The sequence below is a fragment of the Vibrio sp. CB1-14 genome, assembly GCF_040412085.2.
GTDB lineage: Bacteria > Pseudomonadota > Gammaproteobacteria > Enterobacterales > Vibrionaceae > Vibrio > Vibrio chaetopteri.
This window is the reverse complement of the sequence record NZ_CP115920.1, coordinates 1,252,146-1,275,839: the sequence shown is the minus strand read 5'-3', so window position 1 is coordinate 1,275,839 and position 23,694 is coordinate 1,252,146. Positions and strand designations below refer to the sequence as shown.

At 45.6% G+C, this 23,694-nt stretch carries 17 protein-coding genes and 2 pseudogenes; 14 read left to right on the top strand and 5 right to left on the bottom strand.

What is annotated here, in order from left to right:
* Nucleotides 1-3: 3 nt before the first annotated feature.
* The 13 genes and pseudogenes from PG915_RS05795 to PG915_RS05730 all read left to right on the top strand — a co-directional run bounded on the left by PG915_RS05795 (nucleotide 4) and on the right by PG915_RS05730 (nucleotide 16,802).
* Complete coding sequence (locus tag PG915_RS05795) at nucleotides 4-1,740, top strand: ABC transporter permease subunit (RefSeq protein WP_353498256.1); 1,737 nt, start codon at nucleotides 4-6, stop codon at nucleotides 1,738-1,740.
* 112 nt (nucleotides 1,741-1,852) lie between these two features.
* Nucleotides 1,853-2,107 carry a hypothetical protein gene (locus PG915_RS05790; RefSeq protein WP_353498255.1) on the top strand — a complete coding sequence of 85 codons (255 nt, stop codon included), beginning with the start codon at nucleotides 1,853-1,855 and terminating at the stop codon, nucleotides 2,105-2,107.
* A 240-nt stretch (nucleotides 2,108-2,347) separates the two neighbouring features.
* Nucleotides 2,348-4,483: a chemotaxis protein CheA gene (locus PG915_RS05785; RefSeq protein ID WP_353498254.1), complete on the top strand. Its 2,136-nt coding sequence runs from the start codon at nucleotides 2,348-2,350 to the stop codon at nucleotides 4,481-4,483.
* Nucleotides 4,484-4,630: 147 nt separating this feature from the next.
* The gene (locus PG915_RS05780) at nucleotides 4,631-5,143 is read left to right on the top strand and encodes a chemotaxis protein CheW (protein WP_353498253.1); all 513 of its coding nucleotides are present in this window, start codon (nucleotides 4,631-4,633) and stop codon (nucleotides 5,141-5,143) included.
* Nucleotides 5,144-5,153: 10 nt separating this feature from the next.
* A complete protein-coding gene (locus PG915_RS05775; RefSeq protein ID WP_353498252.1) occupies nucleotides 5,154-7,982 on the top strand; it encodes a methyl-accepting chemotaxis protein in 2,829 nt (942 codons plus the stop codon).
* Nucleotides 7,982-8,518 carry a CheR family methyltransferase gene (locus PG915_RS05770; RefSeq protein WP_353498251.1) on the top strand — a complete coding sequence of 179 codons (537 nt, stop codon included), beginning with the start codon at nucleotides 7,982-7,984 and terminating at the stop codon, nucleotides 8,516-8,518. Before PG915_RS05775 ends, PG915_RS05770 begins: the two co-directional genes overlap by 1 nt.
* 13 nt (nucleotides 8,519-8,531) lie before the next feature.
* Nucleotides 8,532-8,804 (top strand): CheR family methyltransferase, encoded by a 273-nt coding sequence (locus PG915_RS05765; protein WP_353498250.1) that lies wholly within the window; start codon nucleotides 8,532-8,534, stop codon nucleotides 8,802-8,804.
* Between the two features lie 5 nt (nucleotides 8,805-8,809).
* Complete coding sequence (locus tag PG915_RS05760; protein WP_353498249.1) at nucleotides 8,810-9,895, top strand: protein-glutamate methylesterase/protein-glutamine glutaminase; 1,086 nt, start codon at nucleotides 8,810-8,812, stop codon at nucleotides 9,893-9,895.
* 421 nt (nucleotides 9,896-10,316) lie between these two features.
* A complete protein-coding gene (locus PG915_RS05755) occupies nucleotides 10,317-10,667 on the top strand; it encodes an EF-hand domain-containing protein (RefSeq protein ID WP_353498248.1) in 351 nt (116 codons plus the stop codon).
* Between the two features lie 125 nt (nucleotides 10,668-10,792).
* On the top strand, nucleotides 10,793-12,115 hold the full coding sequence (locus PG915_RS05750) for an efflux RND transporter periplasmic adaptor subunit (protein WP_353498247.1): 1,323 nt from the start codon (nucleotides 10,793-10,795) through the stop codon (nucleotides 12,113-12,115).
* Nucleotides 12,112-15,216, top strand: a complete 3,105-nt coding sequence (locus tag PG915_RS05745) for an efflux RND transporter permease subunit (RefSeq protein WP_353498246.1) — start codon at nucleotides 12,112-12,114, stop codon at nucleotides 15,214-15,216. The genes PG915_RS05750 and PG915_RS05745 overlap by 4 nt, the downstream gene beginning before the upstream one ends.
* 156 nt (nucleotides 15,217-15,372) lie before the next feature.
* Nucleotides 15,373-15,523: pseudogene (locus tag PG915_RS05740) on the top strand (integrase); the annotation flags it as partial.
* Between the two features lie 360 nt (nucleotides 15,524-15,883).
* Nucleotides 15,884-16,802 (top strand): annotated as a pseudogene (locus PG915_RS05730) (IS5 family transposase).
* 39 nt (nucleotides 16,803-16,841) lie between these two features.
* On the opposite strand, the gene PG915_RS05725 reads toward PG915_RS05730, so the two are convergent.
* The 3 genes from PG915_RS05725 to PG915_RS05715 form a co-directional block, all read right to left on the bottom strand.
* Nucleotides 16,842-17,495, bottom strand: coding sequence for a DUF6538 domain-containing protein (locus PG915_RS05725; RefSeq protein WP_353498245.1), 654 nt, complete (start codon nucleotides 17,493-17,495; stop codon nucleotides 16,842-16,844).
* A 269-nt stretch (nucleotides 17,496-17,764) separates the two neighbouring features.
* Nucleotides 17,765-18,211, bottom strand: a complete 447-nt coding sequence (locus PG915_RS05720) for a hypothetical protein (RefSeq protein WP_353498244.1) — start codon at nucleotides 18,209-18,211, stop codon at nucleotides 17,765-17,767.
* 389 nt (nucleotides 18,212-18,600) lie between these two features.
* Nucleotides 18,601-19,530: an integrase domain-containing protein gene (locus PG915_RS05715; protein ID WP_353498243.1), complete on the bottom strand. Its 930-nt coding sequence runs from the start codon at nucleotides 19,528-19,530 to the stop codon at nucleotides 18,601-18,603.
* Between the two features lie 958 nt (nucleotides 19,531-20,488).
* On the opposite strand from PG915_RS05715, the gene PG915_RS05710 reads away from it, so the two are divergent.
* Entirely contained in the window at nucleotides 20,489-20,632 is a 144-nt protein-coding gene (locus PG915_RS05710) for a hypothetical protein (protein ID WP_353498242.1), read from the top strand.
* A gap of 355 nt (nucleotides 20,633-20,987) precedes the next feature.
* Here PG915_RS05710 and PG915_RS05705 read toward each other — a convergent pair whose 3' ends face one another.
* A complete protein-coding gene (locus PG915_RS05705; protein WP_353498241.1) occupies nucleotides 20,988-22,784 on the bottom strand; it encodes a trypsin-like serine protease in 1,797 nt (598 codons plus the stop codon).
* Between the two features lie 21 nt (nucleotides 22,785-22,805).
* On the bottom strand, nucleotides 22,806-22,934 hold the full coding sequence (locus tag PG915_RS05700; RefSeq protein ID WP_353498240.1) for a hypothetical protein: 129 nt from the start codon (nucleotides 22,932-22,934) through the stop codon (nucleotides 22,806-22,808).
* Nucleotides 22,935-23,694: the final 760 nt, after the last annotated feature.

Here is a 23,694-nt window from a genome sequence, read left to right as displayed (position 1 = left end):
CCAATGATGCCTGCTGGTGCCCATAGACTATCGTTAAACGCAATCGCCCCATGGCTATCGCGTTTGGCGTCACTTATTGTCGTTGTTATTCTTGTCGGTTTAATGCCGGATATTGCCGGCATCGACCCAAGCCAATCTATCCTTCGAGCACGTGCTGGTCAGCAACATATGCTGACGCCTGAAGCACTTGCGGCGGTTAGAGAGGACCTTCAACTCGATCGTTCTGCCACAGAAAGGCTAATTGATTGGTTGGGTGATGCCCTTCAGGGCGACTTAGGTGTGTCTTGGATAGATGGCACATCAGTGTCAGATGGCATTCAGCAGACATTGTCTACCTCACTTTTCCTAATGTCACTCGCACTCGGGCTGACATTTTTTCTGTGCGGACTTGGTTTACTGCATACGCTCTATCGATGGAAGGCCAACAAACTCGCTCAAACTCACAACAGTTTGAGTACGGTACTGATATCGCTGCCAGAGTATGTCATCGCCTCGGTACTAATACTGGTTTTCTCCATCTGGCTGGGTCTATTTCCACCTTATGGTTGGCAGAGCTGGCAAGATATCTGGCTGCCAAGCCTCGCTCTGGCATTGCCTGCCAGTGGTTTGTTTAGCCGACTCCTCAGAGACAGCTTGCAACGCGTTCTTAACGAGCCTTGGGTCATTACTTGGCTGAGTGCGAATGTGAGCCCAAACCAAATCCTAAGATTTGCCGTTAAACGCGCCATTAGCAGCCTCATTCCTCAGATTTCGATGATCATGATAGGTCTAACTGGCGGCGCGGTAGCGGTAGAACAGATTTTTTCGATTCCAGGTATTGGCCGACTCATTCTTGGCGCAGCTAAGGCGCAAGATTTACCGATGCTACAAGGTGGGCTTCTAGTACTGCTACTGATCTCCATCTTTATTAGTAGTGTTGGGCTACTCATACAACAATGGATTCTTGGGCAGAGTTTAAAAAGTGGCAAATTGATCAGCAGCCACACAACATTTTCGTTTACTTCGAGTAAGGGCAAACGCCTCACAGCCTACTCTATTTTTGCCGTTCTATTTCTGGTTGTCTTTTGGTCGCTAATTCACGACCCATATACTAGCCAATACGTTAGATTGGCAGCACCAAGCCTTGAAGCGCCGCTCGGCGCCGACGGTATCGGCCGAGACTTAATGGCTCGCATTGGTGCAGGCATGCTATCGACATTCAAAGAAGGTTTTATCGCGACCTTACTCAGCTTATTTGTTGGCATCATCCTGGGTTTCAACACCAGAATAAGCCAAGGTCTTATCGAGATTACTAAGGGCGTCCCTTACATTATTGCCGGTCTGTTGGTTGCGGGTGTAACCGGGATGCACCCGAGTAGCGCAATGATCGCCATCGTCTTTGTTTCTTGGGCACCGCTCGCTGCACATTGCTCAAGCCTAATTGCGGAGGCCAGAGCCCAGCCCTATACCCACTTAGCCCCAATCTGGGGAACGGGTTCCGTCAAGGTGCTAAGGCATTACATTCTGCCTTACGTTATGCCACCACTACTAAGGCACGCATTACTAAGATTGCCAGTGATTACCTTAAGCCTTACGGCGCTGAGCTTTATTGGTCTGGGTGCCAAGCCCCCTTCACCAGAGTGGGGCTTGATGATTGCCGAGAACTTACCCTATATCGAGCGAGCACCAATGGGTGTGATGGGACCCATAGCGGGTCTTGTTATGATGGGTGTTGCCATCAATTTGTTGTTTGATGATTAAGCTGTCCATGATCCGAATCAAGGTAAAACGCGTGCAACAAGATTAACATCTCGCAACACGAAATTTTGAGATCATTAAGATCTAACATCGCTCTCAATATAAAAGCCTAATAATGAACAATAACAACACTCACCTTACCCTCGAAATGATCGACGGTGCGATCGCTAAAGTCGAATCAGCAAACCACGTTTCCCTAGAAGGTTTGAAAACGCTTCTCAGCCTGCAGCCGGAGCAAACTGTGGAAATGTTTGGAGCGATGCGTGCTCTTGAGTCAATCGACGATAGATATAAGCAGTTGATGACCAAGTATCCGCAGCTACTGGACAATGCCCAGCACGTTTTGGAAACCTCCATTCTGCTTGGATAAGTTGACCAAAATATAGATTCAGCGCGCCACACTCTCTTAATTGGCGCGCTCAATTACCTGCATTCCGCCGCTATAACTCGCGCAACTCCAACACCCTCGCCTACCCCTTGATAATGAACGCAATTGAACATATCCCTATTGCCAACCATACTGATATGTAACCTTTTTCCTTTTCGCTGAAGACTGTTCTTCATTATTTGGAACGCTCACAGACTCTCAGAATGCAGGAAGCAATGTGCGATGTCGGAATCTAACCAACAATTCGAACTCATTTTCTTTGAAGAAATGGCTGAACATCTTGAAGAGATGGAATCCCTATTACTTGAAATGAACCAAAATGATGACGAGCCTGACTTGGCAGATAAGCTTGACGCTATTTTTCGAGCAGTTCACTCGATAAAAGGCGGCTCTGGCATTTTTGGTTTTGACGATATTACTCACGTCAGCCACGTTCTCGAGAGCTTGCTCGATAAGATGCGCAATCATCAAATTACCCTCACCCAAGCCGTTGTCGATGCGCTACTTAATGCCCGTGACTTACTCGACGTACTCAAAGGCTCATATCAAGCCGATCACGACTCAGCGTCATTCAAATCGCAAATCGATACGCTGTGTGATGAGCTGCAGCGCGCAACAGTGTCACCAGATTCTCCACCAACAAATTCAGAGGCCGCCCCTTTCTCTACCAGCGCACCCTTGTCCGCGGCGGAGAAATCAACCATCAAAATCCTGTTGGTTGAGGACAGTAAGGTTATACAAAAAGTCGCCAGTTTCACTTTAAACAAGATTGGTTTTAGTTCAGTAGAGGTTGCAGAGAATGGCAAGCATGCACTAGAAATCTTAGAGGCCTCGCAAGACGAACCTTTCCAACTGATTCTCCTCGATTGCCAAATGCCGGTGATGGATGGATATCAAGCAACTGAAAAGATACGACAAGGCGCGGCGGGAGAGAGTCACAAGAGCGTCACCATTATCGCCATGACCGCAATGACAGGAGATGAAGAGCAGCAAAGGTGTATAGAAACGGGAATGGATGATTACCTGTTAAAGCCAATGAAAGCCGAGCTAGTAGAGAAAAAAATAAACCAGTGGCGCGGCAAAATACTCCCCAATTCTGAGCCAGCACCGCCCTCTAGCCCCATATCACAGCCGAAAAAAGCCGACAGTAGTCAACGCGCGATCCCAGCGACCAAGTCTCTGGAGTCGTCCTCAATTCGAGTGAGCACGCAAAAAGTTGACCTGCTTATCAACCAAGTGGGTGAGCTCATCATCACTCAATCTATGTTGCAAAAACTCACCTTCGATTTAGGGCTAAACAGCAACGAACTGCTTGCCGGTAGACTCAACCAGCTAGAGGCGAATACCAGAGATCTTCAAGCCACCGTCATGTCGGTACGCATGATGCCCATCGGCACCGTTTTTGGTCGTTTTCCACGTATCGTACGAGATCTTTCCCACGCCCTGAAAAAAGAGATTCAGCTCAACATCGAGGGTGAGCAAACACAGCTCGACAAAGGACTGCTCGAAATGTTGGTCGATCCGCTCACACACTTGGTTCGCAATAGTATTGACCATGGTATCGAGGCGCCAGAGCAAAGAGCGAAACTCAACAAAGCCTCCCACGGCACGATCACATTGTCTGCGGTGTATCGCGGAGGTGACGTCATTGTTCATGTCGATGATGACGGTGCAGGCATCGATCCACAAAAAATCCTCACCAAAGCCAAAAATAACGGGCTGACACTGCCTCAAAACATGAGCGAGCAGGACATATTTCAATTGATCTTTTCTGCCGGTTTCTCAACAGCAGAACAAGTCACCGAAGTCTCTGGTCGAGGTGTGGGTATGGACGTAGTCAAACGTAATATCGCGAGTATGGGAGGCACAGTAGAAATAAGTTCTACTCTTGGCATCGGAACCAGAATGTCGATCCGACTGCCGCTTACCCTTGCCATACTCGAAGGGATGTCGATCAGTGTCGGTGAGCATGTCTACATCATTCCATTGTCTAATATTGTTGAATCGCTGCAACCAAAACAGCACGACCTCAAAAAACTCAACAGCGGCGAGACCATGATAAAAGTACACGATGACTACATCCCAGTGCTTCGATTGCATAACTTCTTCAATCTAGACACCGACATCACCGACCTTAGCAATGGCATTATGGTGCTACTCGAACACGGCAGCAAAACCATTGCTCTATTTGTTGATAGCTTGCTTGGACAGCAACAAGTGGTGGTCAAAAACCTAGAAAACAACTTTCGCAAAATCCCTTGTGTTTCCGGAGCCACCATCATGGGAGATGGGCGAGTCTCGCTGATCTTAGATGTCGCCGATTTGGTTCGCCAGCCAGATACCTTGCACTGCAAATAACCGCTATCAACAAGTTAACTTGGTATAAGCCAACTATTTCCTAGACTATTTTCAACTCTATCAGTTTATTGCTCATAATGTGCTCACCTTAAGAGTGACATTAACCCAATGCAAAGGATAACCACTTTGGAAATAGGAGCGAAAATAGTGAACAGCGCCTCCGACAACGACAGCCAATCCGACGCAAAAGGCTACTTAACCTTTTGGCTTGGTGAAGAATATTACGGCATCGATATTCTCACGGTTCAAGAGATCATTACTTACAGTCAAGTGACTGCCATCGCCAACATGCCACCCTACATCAAAGGGGTCATGAACCTTCGTGGCGTAGTGATACCCATTGTAGATATGCGGCTCAAGTTTCAGCTAGAAGATGTACGCTATCACGACATGACCGTCGTCATTATTCTCAATATTGGTGAGCGTATCGTTGGCATTGTGGTCGATAGCGTCGCCGATGTGGTTGCCATCGACGCCAACGACATACAGCCCGCCCCCGACTTTGCTGGCGCCCTTGATACCAAATACATTCAAGGGCTCGCTTCGCAAAGCGAGCTCATGCTTATTCTAATTCACATCCAAAAACTTATGACCAGCCGTGACATGGCACTGTTCGAACAACTCGATAGTGACGCTTCGCTTGTCCACGACAATCAGTAAGGTTATGCCCATGAGTAACAATGACCAAGAATACCTTATCAAAGAGAACGAGATACTGGTGTCAACCACGGACATGTCTGGGCGCATTACCTTTGCCGATGACAATTTTGTCCGCGTCAGCGGTTTCTCCAAAGAAGAGTTAATCGGAAGTCCGCACAACATTGTTCGCCATCCAGACATGCCGAAAGAAGTGTTTGAAGATCTCTGGCGCGAAATCAAAGCCGGCAACTGCTGGTCTGGGATCCTCAAAAACAAACAAAAAAATGGCGGCTTCTACTGGGTAAAATCTGATGTCACACCCCTGTATAAAGACGGGAATCAACTTGGTTTCATGTCTGTTCGCTCCATGCCCGATAAAGCCGAACTCGATAATGTCAAAGCGCAATATGCGAAGTTCAAAGACGGCGAACAAGATGACCACACCATACAAAGTGGTAAGGTGGTGAAAAAACATCGAACAAACCCGCTGCGTGCACTCACCATTAAACAACGCCTGTTTGGCTTAGTGGCCATGGCCACTGTCGCCCTGCTTACTGTCCTCGGTATCGGCATACACAGCTCGTACACTGAAAAAGAAGCTGTCGAGCATCTTTACAATAATCATATCGAGTCCTACAGCCGACTGCACAGCATAGACAAACTCTGGATAGAGAATCGTTTATTGTTGCAATCTCTACTGCTACCCAACAGCTTCGACTATCGCATCACCGCGGGACAACAGCTCAAGCAAAACACGACAGAGTTAGAGCAGCTCAGCGAAGCACTGATCAATAAGTTTGATACCGAACACGCCTCCATCATCGAAAAGTATCGAGTCATCGCCAACCAAAGCACTCTGCTTGCAACCACGACTCTGCCTGAAATTTACAGCATACTGATGTCAAGCGATGCCAGCCTTCACGACAGTGAACTGTTTAGAACTCGCGTTTCTGTCGCCATTTCAGAAATCACCAGCTACGAAGACAATCTCGGCGCTTTGATTAGCGAGAACCGAGTTCAATCTGCGGAAATCTACGATCAAAGTAAGCAGGTATTCTGGTTTGAAGTCGCCTTGGCCTCGGCTATCACTCTGTTGTTTATCGGCATCTACTTGGTGTTTGCGTATCTGTTTAGCCACGACATCAATCGTCGACTCAAAGATATCCGCCGTTACTTTAAACGACTGGTCAAACAGGACTATCTGTTTGACATTGATATCAAAAACAACGACGAAATTGGCCAAGTTCTCCAGTCACTCAAAGTCATGAAAGTTCAATTAGCCTATAGCATGGAAAGCGTACGCCAAAAAGCAGTCTCGGCGACGCGAATCAAAATCGCGTTAGACAACGTGAGTACCAACATGATGATTGAAGACAGTGACCACGCCATTATCTACGTCAATCCAGCCATCGAAGGTATGTTTGAGCAAGCCCAGCAAGAATTCCAAACCTTAGCTCCTGATTTTGATGCCACAAAGCTTGTGGGATCCAAAATCAAAGATCTAAATATTCCTGGGCTCTGCCCTCCACCCCACCAGCTCAGCCCTGCGAGTGGATTCGAGCAAGAGCCACATTCAGCCAATAAAGAGCAGGTGCAGGAAGTGGATATCAACGGCCGCATTTTCCGCATCGTCAGTAATCCTGTTATCGACGCATCAGGCCAGCACATTGGTTATGTGACCGAATGGTCAGATCGCACCACAGAGATCGCGGTCGAGAAAGAAATTGAGCACGTGATCGCCTCAGCCGTTGATGGTGACTTCACAAAACGCATGGCGCTTGATGGCAAGACCCCATTTTTCACCATGCTGTGTGGCAACATGAATCGCTTGCTAGAGATAAGCGAAGTGAGTTTGGCTGACATTGTTTCCGTGCTGTCTGCGTTAGCCAAAGGCGATCTTACCGCACAGATTGGCGCCGATTATTCTGGTGCGTTTGGCGAGCTTAAAACCAGCTCGAACCTTACTGTCAGCAAGCTTAAAGAGATGATTCAGCACATCAAAATCTCGGCAGATACCATCAATACTGCGACCAAAGAAATTGCCATTGGTAACATCGATCTCGCACAGCGCACAGAAAAGCAAGCGCGCAGCCTAGAAGTGACCTCATCCAGCATGGAAGAGCTGACGATTACCGTAAAACAAAACTCCGAGCACTCCAAACAAGCCAACCTACTCGCAAAACAAACCTCAGACAATGCACGTAAGGGCGGCGAAGTGGTTAAGCAGGTGGTTGATAACATGTCAGAAATCCATACCAGCTCACGAGAGATCATGAACATTATCTCCGTCATTAACAGCATTGCTTTTCAGACCAATATTCTCGCTCTCAATGCCGCCGTCGAGGCCGCTCGAGCAGGAGAGCAAGGACGTGGGTTTGCTGTTGTTGCTACCGAAGTTCGTAACTTAGCGCAGCGCTCTGCTGCAGCGGCCAAAGAAGTAGAGAGCCTGATTAACTCCTCAGTGAATAAGATTGAGACCGGTTCGAAACTGGCCTCACAAGCCGGTGATTCTATTTCTGGTGTGGTTAATTCCATTCAAGATGTGGCGCAGCTGATAGAAGAGATCACCCAAGCCTCAGTTGAGCAAAGCACGGGGATCGATCAGGTGACACAAGCAATACTAGAAGTCGATGATGTGACCCAGCAAAACTCTGCTTTGGTGGAAGAAGGCTCAGCAGCTGCAAGCTCACTCGAAGAACAGGTGGCTAACTTAGCACTCTATGTCTCGGTGTTTGATACCGGAGATCAAAATGTCAGTGACATTGGCGAGGTGCAACTTCCGACTCAGGAGAGCCATTTAAGACCCGTCAGTCCACGCTTACTTTCAAATAGTGACAACGAGGACTGGGCTGAGTTTTGATGATTGTACATACTCATTTTGAATATACCGATGACGACTTTTCTGCGATCGCCTCCCTTATCTACAAAAGAGTGGGCATTGACCTTCACAGCAACAAAAAAAAACTGGTCTACAATCGGCTAGTCGGAAGATTAAGAGCACATCAACTGAGCCGTTTTGCTCAGTATATTGCCTTACTTAACGACCAGTACCACGCTGAGTGGGAGTACTTTGTCAACGCGCTCACCACCAACTTGACCTATTTTTTCCGCGAACCTTATCACTTCACGCTCCTCAAGCAGCATGTTCGCGACCATTATGTTGGCAATAGAGTCATTGAGCCGATTCGGATCTGGTGCAGTGCCTGCTCAACCGGTGAAGAGGCGTATAGCATCGCCATCACCATGGCTGAGGCGTTTGAAAGCTATCAGCCTCCGGTCAAGATACTGGCAACCGATCTCAACACGCAAGTGCTCGCGACCGCCAAGCATGGACGCTATACATTGGAGCAATTAGGCAGCGCGTGTGAGGAGCAAAAAACGCTTCTTTCACTTTAATAAAGCGGCGAAAATGTACGAAGTAAAGCCAGAGATACAAGCGTTGGTGCACTTTAAGCGACTGAATCTTATGGATCATCAATGGCCAATGCAAAAGCAGTTTCACACCATTTTTTGTCGTAACGTACTGATCTATTTCAACAGAGAGACCCAGTACTCGATCCTGACTAAGTTCGCGAATTATTTGCCGAAAGACGCCTTACTGTTTCTCGGTCACTCTGAAAGCTGCCCTGCGGAGCAAACGCCGTTCAAGCTGCTAAAACAAACCGCTTACCGACGAGTATAACAACGATGCTAAAAGTACTGATCACCGATTCTAATAATGGTACCTGCCAACATCTAAAAAGCATCATCAGTAGTCAGACCAACATGACGGTAGTTGGCATCGCCCATGACGCTCACCAAGCCAGAGCGTTGATTAAAGAAGTCGAGCCCGATGTAGTTACGCTTGCTATCGAACTTGTTGGTATGAATGGTCTTGCGTTTCTCGGCAAAATTATGACCCTGCGTCCTATGCCAGTTGTCGTCATTTCTCAGCTTTTCTCCAATAACCCACTACTCGCCAAACAAGCCATCAAACTGGGCGCAGCGTCCTACATTCAAAAGCCAAATTTATCCGCAGTGTCAGCAAGCCATATTGATTCCTTCGCACGAGAGGTGATCAAAAAACTAAGAGAAGCGAAGTCTCAGTTCAAACGCGCGCAGCAAACCATGCATAATCAAAGCTACTCATCACCACTAAGACCGACATTGCAACAAGAGTCAGCACCAGTGTCGACAGGGCAAGTATCCCATCGACTCATTGCCATTGGCGCTTCAACTGGGGGAACCGAAGCCATTACCACACTACTTCGATGCCTGCCGGAAAATAGCCCCGGTATTGTCATTGCTCAGCACATGCCTTCAGGCTTTACCAGTTCATTTGCCTCACGGCTACAAGGTCTATGCTCGGTTCAAGTACAAGAAGCGCGCCATGATGAAGTGATCAAATCTGGCCACGTCTACATTGCGCCCGGCGGCTACCATCTAAAAATACAAAAACGCGCCGGCTGTTTTTACACACAGCTCAACGATGACGAACCAGTCAATCTCCATAAACCTTCGGTTGACGTTCTATTTGAGTCCGTCGCTGAGCAAGCAGAAAAAAGGGGCATCGGTATCATTCTTACCGGGATGGGAAAAGACGGTGCGCGCGGCCTATTAAAAATGAAGCAAGCAGGCGCTATGACCTACGCGCAAGATGAGCAAAGCTGTGTGGTGTACGGCATGCCAAGAGCGGCGAACAACTTAGGGGCAGTGTCTAAAGAAGTACCCCTTGAGGATATAGCGGAAGAACTGCTTCAACTTAACTCTTATACCGTTACTCCTGATGTTTGACAGAGTTAATACTTGTTCACATGCTGTTAATATGTGTTTGCCCTACTAAAAGTAATCCCTTGTCTGTTGGATATTTGCAAGGCAAACTGCTGGGCAAAAGTTCGAAAACACTCTGAATGTCTAAAAATCGCCATATTTTTCGAAACGAGGGATTTTATATCATTGGCTTTTCGGTTTCGGTGGCTGAAAGTTTGGGATAATTTGGAAACCATTTGGAAATAGCTATGCCTGTACTCTTACCAGAGTAATAGCGACAGAAAATTCATTATTTCTGTTGCGCTGTACTTACGAACCGATAAGAACATAAATCGATATCTACTTAGCTATCTTTACACTCCTTTACATCACATGACGTTACCTTACCTTACCTTACCTATATTAGTATATTCTTAAATAATGATATAAAGAGAAGGAAAACGTCATGAAAATCAAAAGCACGATCATTGCATTACTCGGTATTGTTATCGCCTTCGGAGCAGTGGCAGGTGGAATGAATAAAGGCATAAACAACAATATGCCACGTCCAGCATTTTCACAGTTTGACCTGGATGGTGATGGCAAGATAACCGAAGCCGAGTTCAATCAAGCACGCTCAGAGCGTATCGCACAGCGAGCGGAAGAGGGGCGTACGTTAAAAAATATCAATCAAAGCCAAAGTTTTGCTTCGTTAGATAGCAACGCGGATGGCGCTATCTCTCAACAAGAGTTTAACGCTCATCAAGGCTTGGCGAACCCCCAAAATATTATGGGCAAAGGCAAAAACAATCAATAGCTCAATTCAAGCAGGCCTCCATTTGTGAGGCCTGACTTATTTTGAGATCAAGGAAGAAAGCATGCTTATGTTGGTGTGCTAATTTTACTTAAGGTAAAGCTAATGTATATGGTAAGGGAATCGCTATGACTAGGTATAGCTGGTTACAAAGGGCTCTGTTAATTCCACCTGTCTTGTTGGGCATCGCGCTATTGGTGGTGGCACCGGGCATGAAAGCCGAACCGCCTAAAGCGAGCAGTGCTGCCACTAAAAAGGTGGTACGGGTGCTGAAAGTTGAGCCACGAAACATCCAACCTTCAGCCATCGGATATGGGCATACCGAACCTGCTCAAGATTGGCAGGCGCAGTCCGAACTCGACGGTGCAGTTGTATGGGTTTCGGAGCAATACAAAACTGGTGCCATTATTCATAAAGACAGCGAAATCCTCAGAATCGATCCTGCCTCTTATCAACTCACCATTGCCCGCTTGCAGGCAGAGCTTGAAGTACTAATGCTAACGAATCAAACCATTATCGATTCTCTTAAGATCGCAGAGAAAGAGTTTCAGGTACAACAGTCTGAATATGCCCGATCAATCAAACTGAGTGAGACAGGGCATATATCCAAAACAGAGAAAGACCGCGCGACTAAAGACTTGCTCAGTAGCCAGCAACAACTTCAGACTCAAAAAAACCAGCTGGCGATTAATCAAGCGCAGCAGAAGGTATTACAAACGGAACTTGCGCTTGCAAACCGTGATCTTGAACAAACCGTGATTAAAGCTCCGTTTGATATTCGCATTGTCGAAACCTTGGTTGGGCTTGCTGAGTATGTCAACAAGGGGGAGTTGCTGTTCAAAGCGGATGGTATCGATGCCGTCGAGGTACGTGCGCAGTTTCCGCTTGGTAAAATGCGCCCACTGAGAAATTCCAATCGCTTAGACTCGCTTGACGAAGATGTGCATAGCAACTTGAGCGCGACAGTCGAGCTCCAAGCTGGCGATAAAGTGATCACTTGGCCTGCCGAGGTCAGCCGTTCCGGCGGTGAAATTGATGCTCAGACTCAAAGTCAAAGTCTAGTCGCGCAAATCAATCAGCCTTATCAGCAAGCCATTCCCGGGAAGAAGCCACCACTTATTCGTGGGACTTTCGTTAAAGTCACGATTAAAGCACCGATGATGGAGCAACAAGTCTTGCTACCGATAAACGCCATTCATGACGGTAAAGTTTACACTGTCTCTGAAGGTAAACTGAAAAGCAAACCTGTCAGGATTGATTTCGTCCAAGGGCAGGTAGCGGTGATCAAATCTGGCGTGGAATTCGGTGATGTGGTTGTACTAAGTAAACTTTCACCTGCCGTTGAGGGGATGGCTTTACAACCGCAACCGGATGAGAAAATCGGCCTTTGGTTGGATACGCAGAGCGGATTTAAAACCGCAAATGCGATTCAGAAAGAGGGCAAGCTATGATCGCTTTTTTCGCCCGCCACGCTACTGGCGCCAACGTCCTGATGATAGCGGTACTGCTGTTAGGTTTTTTTGCCTTGCCCAAACTGCAGAAAGACACTTTTCCGTTGACGCCGACCAAAAATATTGAGGTTCGGATCGTTTATCCGGGTGCGTCGCCATTTGATATGATGGAAGAAGTGTGTTATCCGTTGGAAGATTCACTCGATAAGCTGAGTGGAATGAAAGAGTTAAGCTGTGATGCCAGAGAGAATTTGGTCATCGCCAATGTGGAAATTGGTGATGATGAAGACATCGACGCCTTAACCAGTGATATTCAACAGCAGGTTAACGCAATCAATGATTTTCCGGATCGAGTTGAGCAGATTACGGTGTCGAAACTAGACCGGGTGGCAACGGTGGCCAGTGTCGCTATTACCGGCAATATGTCAGATAGGGACTTATATCTCTATGCCCAACAAATTAAGCACAAACTAAAAGAGAGCCCTCTTATCGCGCAGGTGACCGTGAGTGGTTTTGCGGATCAAGAAATAGAAATTCGCGTATCGCAGTGGAAGTTGCAACAGTACGGCCTGAGTATGTCTGACTTGTCCAATCTGGTACAACAGCAAAGTATCAGCACTCCTGCTGGTGTATTTAGTAATGACTTGGAAGAGATCAGTGTCCGCTTCGACCACTTAGGCAGCAACGTCAGAGACTTCGAAAATATCGTGATTAAATCCAGTGAGGCGGGGACTCAGGTTCGCCTCGGTGATGTCGCCGTTATTCAACAGAAGTTCACTACCGATGAAAATCAAATCCTGTTCAATGGTCAGCGTGCTGCTTTGCTCCAGGTGTCCAAAACACAATTTCAAGATACCTTGACGGTTAAGGATGCGATCGTCAGCATCGTTGAAAAAGAACAGGCGAAAGCCCCTCAAGGCGTCGCTTTAACCATCACCCAAGATTCCAGCACCAATATTATTGAGCGTCTGAGAATCCTCACCAGCAATGGCGTGCAGGGATTAGCACTGGCATTTTTGATGTTGTGGGCGTTCTTTAATATTCGCTTTAGCTTTTGGGTCACCATGGGGCTGCCGGTTTCATTCCTTGGCGCCATTTTTGCGATACAACTTCTCGGTTATACCCTGAATATGATGACGTTGGTTGGGCTGATTGTTGCCATTGGTTTGTTAATGGATGACTCGTTGATCATTGCAGAAAACATCGCCGCCAAGAGGCAACAAGGACTCCCCGCGTTTGACGCTGCAGTTGAAGGTACCAAGCAAGTCTTGCCAGGTGTGATTGCATCGTTTGCTACCACCATCATGGTGATAGGGCCGCTGATGTTTCTCACAGGCAATATGGGCGAAGTACTACGCTACATTCCCATCGTGTTATTGATTACGTTACTCGTCAGTCTGATAGAAGCTTTCTTGATCTTGCCGTCTCATTTGGCACACAGCCATACTGAATTGCGCTCTAATCCAATACGGGACAAGTTCATTGCCGGTTTTGAAAACATCAGAGACAGATTCTTTATGCCAGTGAGTGTCAAGGCGATGAATGCACCTTATCTTTCACTAGGGATATTGGTGATGGTAGTGATGATTTCAACCGCTTCCATTTCGTCAGGTTGGCTGAAATTCAAAGCCATGCCGGCCTTAGAAAGTGACGTACTGCAAGCGCGTATCTTACTCCCTCAAGGCAGTTTACTTAGCCAGACAGAGGCGGTGGTGGAGAAGGTGGCTAGCGCGCTTGATGAACTCAACCAAGAATACGCAGAGAAATACCCAAGCTCACAACCTTTGGTCGCGAGCACCACCATCATGTTCAACTCAAATGCTGATGCCAATGAATCGGGGCCGCATATGGCAACCGTCAGTGCCGATCTACTGCCAGCGCAGTTTAGGCAACAGAGCATTAAAGAGCTGATCCAAGATTGGAAACAAAAAGTAGGCCCTACTGCCGATGTGGTTTCACTCAAGTTTACCGACAAAGAACGCGGTATCGCTGGCAATGGCATTGATATTCGGGTTCAGGGTGAGTCGTTTGAACAGCTCAATCAAGTCAGCCGCTCGCTTGTGAAATGGTTGAAAGGATTTGACGGTGTTTATAACCTCTCCACCGATCTGCGTGAGGGTAGAACCGAATTTCATGTCAACCTTAAAGATGAAGCTGGTGTGATGGGGGTGAATGCTTCCAACATTGCTCAAACGCTGCGCAGCGCGGTAAAAGGCAGTACTGATCTGACGGTTTTCCAACAAGGTGAGCTGGTGGATATTAGTGTGAGATTGGATGAGTTTACGCACCAAGCTAGCCTGAATGAGTTGAATAATTTGATGGTGACGGCAGGCAATGGAACCCTTGTTCCGCTATCAAGTGTGGCGACATTTGACAGAAAGCAAGCCTTCTCGCGAATTCACCGTATTAATGGGATGAACACTGTGGTTGTACAAGGCAATATCGATACCCGTGTTGCCAATGCGCGTGAAATCATGCTGCAGTTCAATAGTGAATTTGTTCCGCAAATTCAACAGAAATTCCCAGAGGTCAGTTTTGCCTCTCAAGGTCAGGACAAAGAAAGCTCAGATACGGGCTCCTCACTAGCGACCTTCTTTGCGCTTGGCGTGGTGGGTATCTATCTTATCTTGGTGTTCTTGTTCCAAAGTTACACTCAACCTATCGCTGTGCTATTGGCGATACCGATGGGCTGGATTGGTGTGGTATGGGGGCACTTGGGCATGGGGTTCGATTTAACCATTCCAAGTTTGGTGGGCTTCGCAACCTTGGCGGGGATCGTCGTCAACGACAACATTTTGTTGGTCAATTTTATTAAGCAGAACATCGCTCAAGGCGAGCGTTTGATCGATGCGTGTAAAGTGGCAGTGCGTGACCGATTCAGAGCAATATTTATTACCTCGTTAACCACATTCGCAGGCTTGCTTCCACTGTTAACCGAAACCAGTACACAGGCTCAATTTTTGATCCCGTTAGTTGCCAGTATTGCGTTTGGCTTAGTATCGACGACGTTACTCGCGTCAATTGTTGTGCCTTGCGTGCTGCTTATTTTGGACGATTTAAAGCTGACCAAATGGGCACAAGATGCTCAATCTGCCCTTTGAGGCCCTTGAGAGTACATGCTGAATCGAGTCATTCAGCCCGGCATGAAAACGGTAGTTTGTGTAGGATTTATTTGTCAATTAAACCCTATCACTGACTGCTGTTTTTTTGCTTACCGTTAATCTGACTTTTGCTACATCTCGGCCAATCGATCAATTTGGGCTGTAAAACTTGGATTGAATGCGGACTACTATGGTACTCATTCCATACGCCGCACCAAAGCTACTTTGATCTATGCTAGAACAAAAAAACATTAGGGCGGTACAGATCTTACTTGGGCATTCGAAGCTAGATAACACTATTCGTTGATCTAGAAGACGCTCTGAGAAAACAGACTGCTGATAAGCGCTGATACAGGCTTTTCTTTTCTTCTGAAAAGCCTGTGCCCCATTGTAAGCTTTGGGTAGGAAGAGCCCTATCGAAAGTGACTAGATTTACACCTAGGCATACTAATGTTGGCCTGTATAAGCTCATGCATTTAATTAGACGTTCTATTCATCGTAATCTGAACTAGGCTTACGCGCAGGAAAGTTCTTGTCACAATGAAATGAGCGCATCACAATCTCCGCTTATCTCTCACACATGGTCGCGGCTTTGTTGCGTAATTCGATGGAACTAAATCAGGAAGTTACGATCTGATCGGCTACATCAGTTAATCATCGTAGCCTTATGCCGAAACCTCATTACAAAACAACTAACTGGAAACAGTACAACAAAGCCCTAATCAACCGTGGTTCACTCACTTTCTGGATTGATGAAGAAGCAATACGCGAGTGGAAGCAAAGCAAACAGAGTAAGCGCGGCAGGCCTCGTCGATTCAGCGATCTCAGCCATTACTACCGCATTGATGGTAAAACGTGTTTTCTCTATGCCATTGAGAGCGCTGCAAGGCTTTCTAGACTCTGTATTTAAGCTGGCTAACATACCGCTTGTTTGTCCACATTACACCTGTATAAGCCGTCGAGCTAAGGAAGTTGAGGTTTCATTTAAAACTAAAACCAGAGGTGCGATACAGCATCTGGCCATCGATGCTACTGGTCTCAAGGTTTATGGCGAAGGTGAATGGAAGGTCAAAAAGCATGGTACTGACGGGAAGCGTAGAGTCTGGAGAAAACTGCATTTAGCAGTTGACACAAGCACTCACGAGATAGTAGCAGAGCTGAGCTTATCTAATGTCACTGATGCAGAAGTCCTTCCTAATTTGCTCAAGCAAACACGTCGACGAATCGTCGAGATATCTGGAGATGGTGCTTACGACACAAGGAGTTGCCATGATGCTATACGGATTAAGCGAGCTGTTCCGCTTATCCCACCAAGAGAAGGGGCTGCCTTCTGGGAACAAGGACATCCTCGCAATTTAGCCGTGGGTTGCCAAAAACTCTACGGCTCCAACAAGAAGTGGAAAAAGCGGTATGGTTATCATAAGCGTTCGCTCTCTGAAACAGCCATGTATCGTGTGAAGCAGTTGCTAGGTGGAAGGTTAAGCCTAAGAAACTACAATGCTCAGGTTGGTGAAACCTACGCCATGATTAAAGCGCTGAACAAGCTGACAGGGCTTGGTATGCCTGAAACTCAGTATGTTGTTTAATAATCACTCAATTTCAGGCGGTTAAGTTTTCTGTCCGAATTACGCAACAAGGCCTCGTTGTATGTATCGTGCCGTCGTAACGTCAAGAATGGTTAGTAGACCAAACTCTTTATTTCTTTCAATGGCTTCAAGTACCGTCATTCCACCAAAGTATTTTCTATTTCTTGGATTATTTAGATCTTTCGGAAGGGAACGTAAAAGCTCAATGGCATCCATCACATCATCACGGGTTACTTCGCAAAGATTTGTAGTGCCAATGAGGGCATGTACTAATCTCACGTTTGAAGCTACATCTTTAATACTGGACTCACCAACATTTTTGGCACGCTTTTCCTTTGCATAGCTAGCTAAGGCATCTTCTAACTCAATGCTTGGCTTTTTAGCCTCTTCATAGGTAAACCCTTTTAGATCACCTGTAGAGCTCTTCGATTCTTGTAATCTACATTGAGTCGTAGCAGATTCTAAGACAGGTTCGACATTGGTATGTGTGGAGTCAAATTGATTTTCGGGATCAGCAATCTTTTGCCTAAGTTCAAGTTCTAGCTTCAGAGCAAGTAAAACAGCACGCTGGTAATCTCTGGTGTGCAAGGATCTTTTGAATTCAGTTCGATTAGAGAATTGAGTTTGAAAGGCTTTGGGTATTTGATAACGAAAGTACCAAATTCCGGATGATTTACGGCTGAGATAGCGCATGTTTAGTACCAGTGTTTAGTACCAATTTGCTTTCTAGCGATATGGAGGAAATTAAGTTGTTGAAAATAAAGAATAAAGTAGTAGAAGGGTGGAAGCCCCAGCCACATGACCAAATGGCAATTTTAGTCTTTTATTTTCATGCAGTTAGAAAATCGACATAGGTATATAAATGTTGCTTCAGTACCCCATCCTAGTACCTTTATTTGTTGGATTCAAGAGTTAAAAAATGCCTCACCCGAGGCATCTGTTTTTTCTAACATTCACTCACTTCAACCTTTAATAAAGAGTCGATCCCACGGCCAAAGCTCTCGAAGGTGTTCTTCTTTAAGCACTAAACCTCTGTGACCATCAGAGTCTAGAGAATCTTCCATTTCATAATCTTCTACCATGATGTGTGTACGGAACACACTCAAAGCGAATGAAAAAAGAACAAGATCATTCAACGCAAGTTTGGTTTCTCCACACGAAGAAAACACTATTGCGTTGACGATTTCCTCTGCCTGTTCCGGCGTTAGTAGTCTTAGATCAAACTGAGCTCCATGAGCATCTTTTCCGATAACCCAGAACTTAGTCGCTATCCGCTCGATAGTTTCTCTAGCTCGGTAGTCTGCATCACGACCATTGTCGATAATCCAATCGAACACACCGTATGCCTCATCCATTTGCTCAATTATCAATGAGTAACGATTGTTTTCTGAGCCGATATTTTCATACATAACTTTACCTCCACGTTTTAGTTATGCATGTCGTATGGTCAACTATCGAATTGCGTAAGTGTGTTGAGCCATTTTTCTGCTTTACTTACGAATCCAACTTAGGAAATGGCACTCTACCCCTTAGGTGTGCTTGCTCAAAGAACAGCTTTAGAATTGCATACTTTTCTTTTCGGGTTTGGTTTGATTCATGTTTAGTCCTCTCCCAGTACCCAATTATTTGACGCCTCCCAACTTTGTGGATTTGCTCGCTTAAGTACTTCTCGTGCTGAAAAATATCCTCCAGTATCGAAATTAATCTTTTGATTTGTTTCTGGCGGAAAGGGATGCCTTTTTTACGATACGGAGCCATGACCGTCATTACTTGTTTAAAAGTGTGTTTGTTCACGGCATTATCCTAGATAGGCGTTTGTAATCTCAACGCGATGATGCCCAAGGAGTTCTGACAACTCTAACCGAACTATACGGTCTAAGCTCTGCGCATGCTCGATTGGAATACCAAGTTCTTTGGCTATGAAGGCAAAGTGCTCTTTACCATGTGATATCCCTGATTGCACTGGACATCGAACCCCAATTTTTCTTGCGTAAAATTCAGTGGCGAAGAATTTCCTTTCTCCATGAGTAAGGTACAGAGCATCTATTGCTTTTGTTTCACGCCACGCATAACTTTGGAAGCTTTTAAAACCGCGGCCGTCAGGAATCAGAGTGTGTGTCTTATGCTCTTTTTGGTAAGCTGCCACTCGGACTAATAGGCTGTATTGCTCGGTGTTTTCAACAGGCATCGACCTAGACTGGCCTCCTTTCGTGCCCCTAGAGATAGTGGGTATTTCGTTCTTTGCTAACGCTCGTAACGATTGCTGGGCATCGTGCAGGCAAGCCTCTCGAAATCGCATGCCGAATTTTCGTTGCAACCGAATAATTAAGCCTAATTCTTCACTAACACCATGGAGTATGCGCTGATGGATACGTTCAGCTATGGAACCATCTGTTTGCGCAACCCCTGATTTGGGCACGAATCCTAAATCTGCAGTAGCTCTAACAACGCAAGTTTCATCACCTCTCGCCTGCGCTAGGGTTCTATTTATATGACTGAGATAGTCTCTTGCCGTCACAGGGCTAAGAGTACCAACTTCATAACGTTCCTGAAGCTGCTCTCCATATTGAAGCACGGTTGTTTTGTCTATGTGATTCAACCTCTTAATTCTTGTATTAACCTTCAAAAAAACTGAAAAATCACGAATTGCCGCCAACCTGGACCTGTGGGTATTATTCTTAACTCCTCCTTGCTGTTCTAGTGAAGCATTGATCAGTGCTTTCTCCATGTCTCGAGATCCCAACGAAAAGTTGGGTTTTGTAAAATCTCGCACTCGGTTCAGAGTATGCCCTGAGTATTTCCTGTTCATTTGTATTTTTCTCCTGTATTCCGTTGATATTCTCCTATGTATGACATAGCTGATTGCGCAGCCATTCGGCTGTAGCGATAAATGATATACGTCGGTAGTTATTTGATGCTCTTCCATGTGCGGAATCGAGGGCTTTTTGCATCCTCACCAAATAAGAGGTGACGACATTTTCTATTCTAAAAATGACGTCTCTGATGGCTCAGTCGACAGCTGAATTAGGCGTTGATTCCACCATCAGGGGCTATGTTTTAAGTTTGTGCTTGTCACGTTATGTATCGAGTTGGCAGTCTGAGTGATAACGCCAATAAAAATATGCTTACCACCGTTTCTCGATCACCTAATAACGCTGAACTTCCAGCTACTTCTATAAGTAATGTTCTGCACTGCCCGTTCTCCTTGTACGAGCGGTCGATTTTATCTCTTCGTCTAATTTCTATAGTGAAATTAGACGAAGTCATTTTGGTATCGGTTTCTCCATTGAAGCCTGGGTAGGCAAAAGCTAAACCCTGCATTGGGCTACCGTATATGTGTATGCTAGAAACTTAACTTCATTGACGGTGTTGTGAATTCTTTTTGGCTCGCTTAGTAGCTTGTGGGCATGTAGAGTCGGGCTAACATTCACATGTTCAACCAAGCACGATGTTGTTGTCACAATGCGCTCAACTTTAATAATGTTAGTACTGGTCGTGGCTTTAGCCGTAACGCTGTTAACCGTCACTCAAGTCATAGATGCAATTTTGCTTTACGTGGAAATAAGGAATGAAAATTATGAGGTGTTCTTATCCGAAACCACTGACTGCCACCTGACTGAAAAAATACAAAGCGGTAGTGCTGTCCCAGAAAAATTAGTCTATAACTGCAATGGAGCAATTCTCATATGGCAAAAGTAGTGAAAGACTTCGGGGGGACTAGTGAGAGTCTTGATGCTGCCACCAAAGAGCCGCTTATCGCAGCGGTCTCTAGGGTGCACTATATTGATAGTCTTACTATATTGATCACACTCACTATGTTGATAGCGTAAAGCGCTTTTGTCGGGTGGACGACACTTGTTATCAAGTGCCGTCTCCCTAAGAACCGTACATACAACTTTCACTGCATACCGTACGCCGAGACGATCGAAGATATAGAAGCGCTTCTACCATGGAATCTAACCAAGGCCTAATAGCTTTGGTTTACCCCTCAATACGCTGAGTAACTGGCGCTTACGGGGTGTGGAATGAGCAACCCCACGATCGCTACTTCGAGTTCACATTATTGCAGGGAAGCTCTGGAAGCATATCGGGGCACCCATATTTAGATACTCCCATTTGGGAAAATGGCCCAGCTTAAAAGCTAGACCTTTGTCAAAAGCCCCCACAAAGAGGGCTTGGTATTAGTTATTTCTTGCGGAACAAGCCAAGAAGACCCAGGGCAAATAAACCAAAGATGCCAAATGAGCCGCCATTTGAACCTGAGTTTGTGTTGCCATCAGTGCCAGGATCGGTGATGAAGCTAATAGTAGTTTCAACGATCGCTGTTTCTTGGTCGCCAAGTTTGAAGGTAAACATCGAATCACTGTGAGTGAACGCAGAGATTGCGATGTTGCATTGAACAAGATCACTGTTCTTGTGGCTGGTTTCACAAGTGTTAAGCATATTGCCATTGAAGTCGTAAATACCACCCGCATCTTGTAGAGAAACGCTCACGCTGTCCATGTCGACCACCTCGGATAGATAGAACTGAACGACCATGTCATTTTCAGCTTTTACCATCTCGACTTTACTGTTAATGCTTTGGAAGGTCACTTCCATACCATCTTTAGTAAATTTGTCACCTTCAACAATTGGTGTTACGTCTGAAACTGGAATATCAAGGCTGATAGTTCTAGCTTCGCCGTTGATTTCTGCCACTTCGAACGAATATTCGCCGTTGTAGTTGAAATAACCGTCTTGCGCCGAAAGTAATTCAATGTCAATAACACAATTGTCAAATGAACTCAGTGTGTTTTGACAGGCGTGTATAATACGAGCGTAGCCATCAGCAATGATAGTGCCGCTCTCAACTAGGTTGAGTCTGGCGTCATTGTGCGTTAGGTTTTGGATGTTGTAATGAATAGTTTCACCAAAGCCTGTTGCAGGTACTTCGATAACCGGTAGATTTGGGGTAACAATCGTGTTGATCGTATCCAAAATAAAGTCTTTATGCGGGCCAAACTCAAAAAAGTTTGAATCTGCAGTTTGGACTGAGCTACCAAGGCTTACGAATGATGCTACTCCGTAGAACGTGTGATCACGCTTGAGGGGTGTACCAGAGTCACCTGGTAGCACGCTCATAAGGTTATCGCCATTATTTTGCAATGAGAAAGTTGGTTCGTAAGTAATGTAACAGTGTGTGACATTATCTTCATCACAACGATCACGGAAATAATGAGCTTGAAGATCACTTCGATAGAATGTGAAGTCACCTTGCTGGATGTATCGAGGCGTGCGTCTGTCGCTGTCCTGTCCCCATCCTTGAAAGGTAAACTCACTGCCTTTTACGATTGTTTCGTTGAAATCGGTATCACGTAAAAAACCTATAGCTGATGGGTTTTTGTGTGTGATTGGTGTTTCCAATTCTAAAATCGCAAAGTCTGCCCAATTGTCAACATGTTGACCGCGGTGGTTTGTTTCACCATGAAGATTGCTACCAATGATAGTATCCGAAGGTAATGCTAGTACCTCTTGAATGTAGTCATCAGTGATCTGTTCTTCATTGTCTCTGTAAAGCGGTTTACCATACGTGTCATCGGTAGGTGTATAATGTTGGTAATACGCCTTTAAGTACTCTAGTCGTTCAGCGTAACGCTGAGGATTTCGAGTGGTGTGGTGTGTTACGTTCATTGTTGACTGTTTGTCGTAATCATTACGGTCATTACTCTGAGTAAGAGTGATGGTTCCGTCAAGATCGTCTAGACAGTGTTCCGCAGTAAGTAACCATTTACCGCCGATAACGCCTGCACCGCAAGAGACGGTGTTAGGGTAACCATTTTTTTGACCATGCACACGAAGGTGCAGAATCGAATCGTCGTACAAGTGCCCAGGAACGGTTTCCACAAACTCGCCGCCAATCATAGGGGCTACGTCTGCTGCGGTAACAGAAACTGAAGTGGTTAGAGTTAGAGCTAGTGCAATTGCCATTGAAAGGGTTTTCATAATATACCTCTGTATGTGCTGCTAAGCGTTTAATAAAGAAGAAACGCCACTAGAACTAGAACCACCACCGCAAGCTGCTCCCTCTGGCAGGATTGTTGTTACTGTTAAAATTGCTATTGCTACTATATTATTTTTTCTAAATTCATTCATTCTGACACCAATAAAACAGAAGTTTTAAAATCATAGCGAAGTCTATGATAAGAATGAATTTATACAAATTTGCATCATTCACACAACCATAATAATATTCACGAAACAAATGAGTGGTGACGCATTTAACTTTGAAATATATCAGCCATTGCAATTACGAGATCGTGATACATCACCTAAATAAATAATCACGCATAAATAGAAAAGACATTTATTTGAACTTGATCACTTCATCCTATTTTGCCGTAAACAACCGTTTAAATAGTGAACACCAACGCGCAAACTCTAACCACCTCTCTTCATATTAACTATCGACAAACATACAGCCAATAGCACATGGAAATGGTATTAACAAAAATCAAACAACCTTCTTTGTAAGCGCCACAACATCGCCCAAGAAAGAAACAGTAACTTCAACAATTCTAAAGAGTATTTATCGCCTTCGAACAAACTTAAAAGGAAACATACCAACAGTATAAAATTAGTATGATGTTGCACAACCTGAAGAACCAGCGACACCGGAAGCATCTGACTTCACCTCGATTAAAGCGAGGCTCAATGCACTAACGACCCAGCGCTCCCTGTGATTCAGATGGTCTAAATTAATCACATCAACGCGCCTAGGGCGCATCAGACTACTTTCTCATAATATTTGCCTATGACCCTCGGTTAGGGAAAGGTCTTACCTGACACCATTACTCTCTTAATGATGAGGTTACTGCGCAATCCATCGGCAGCGGTTCCATGACGTGATCACGAA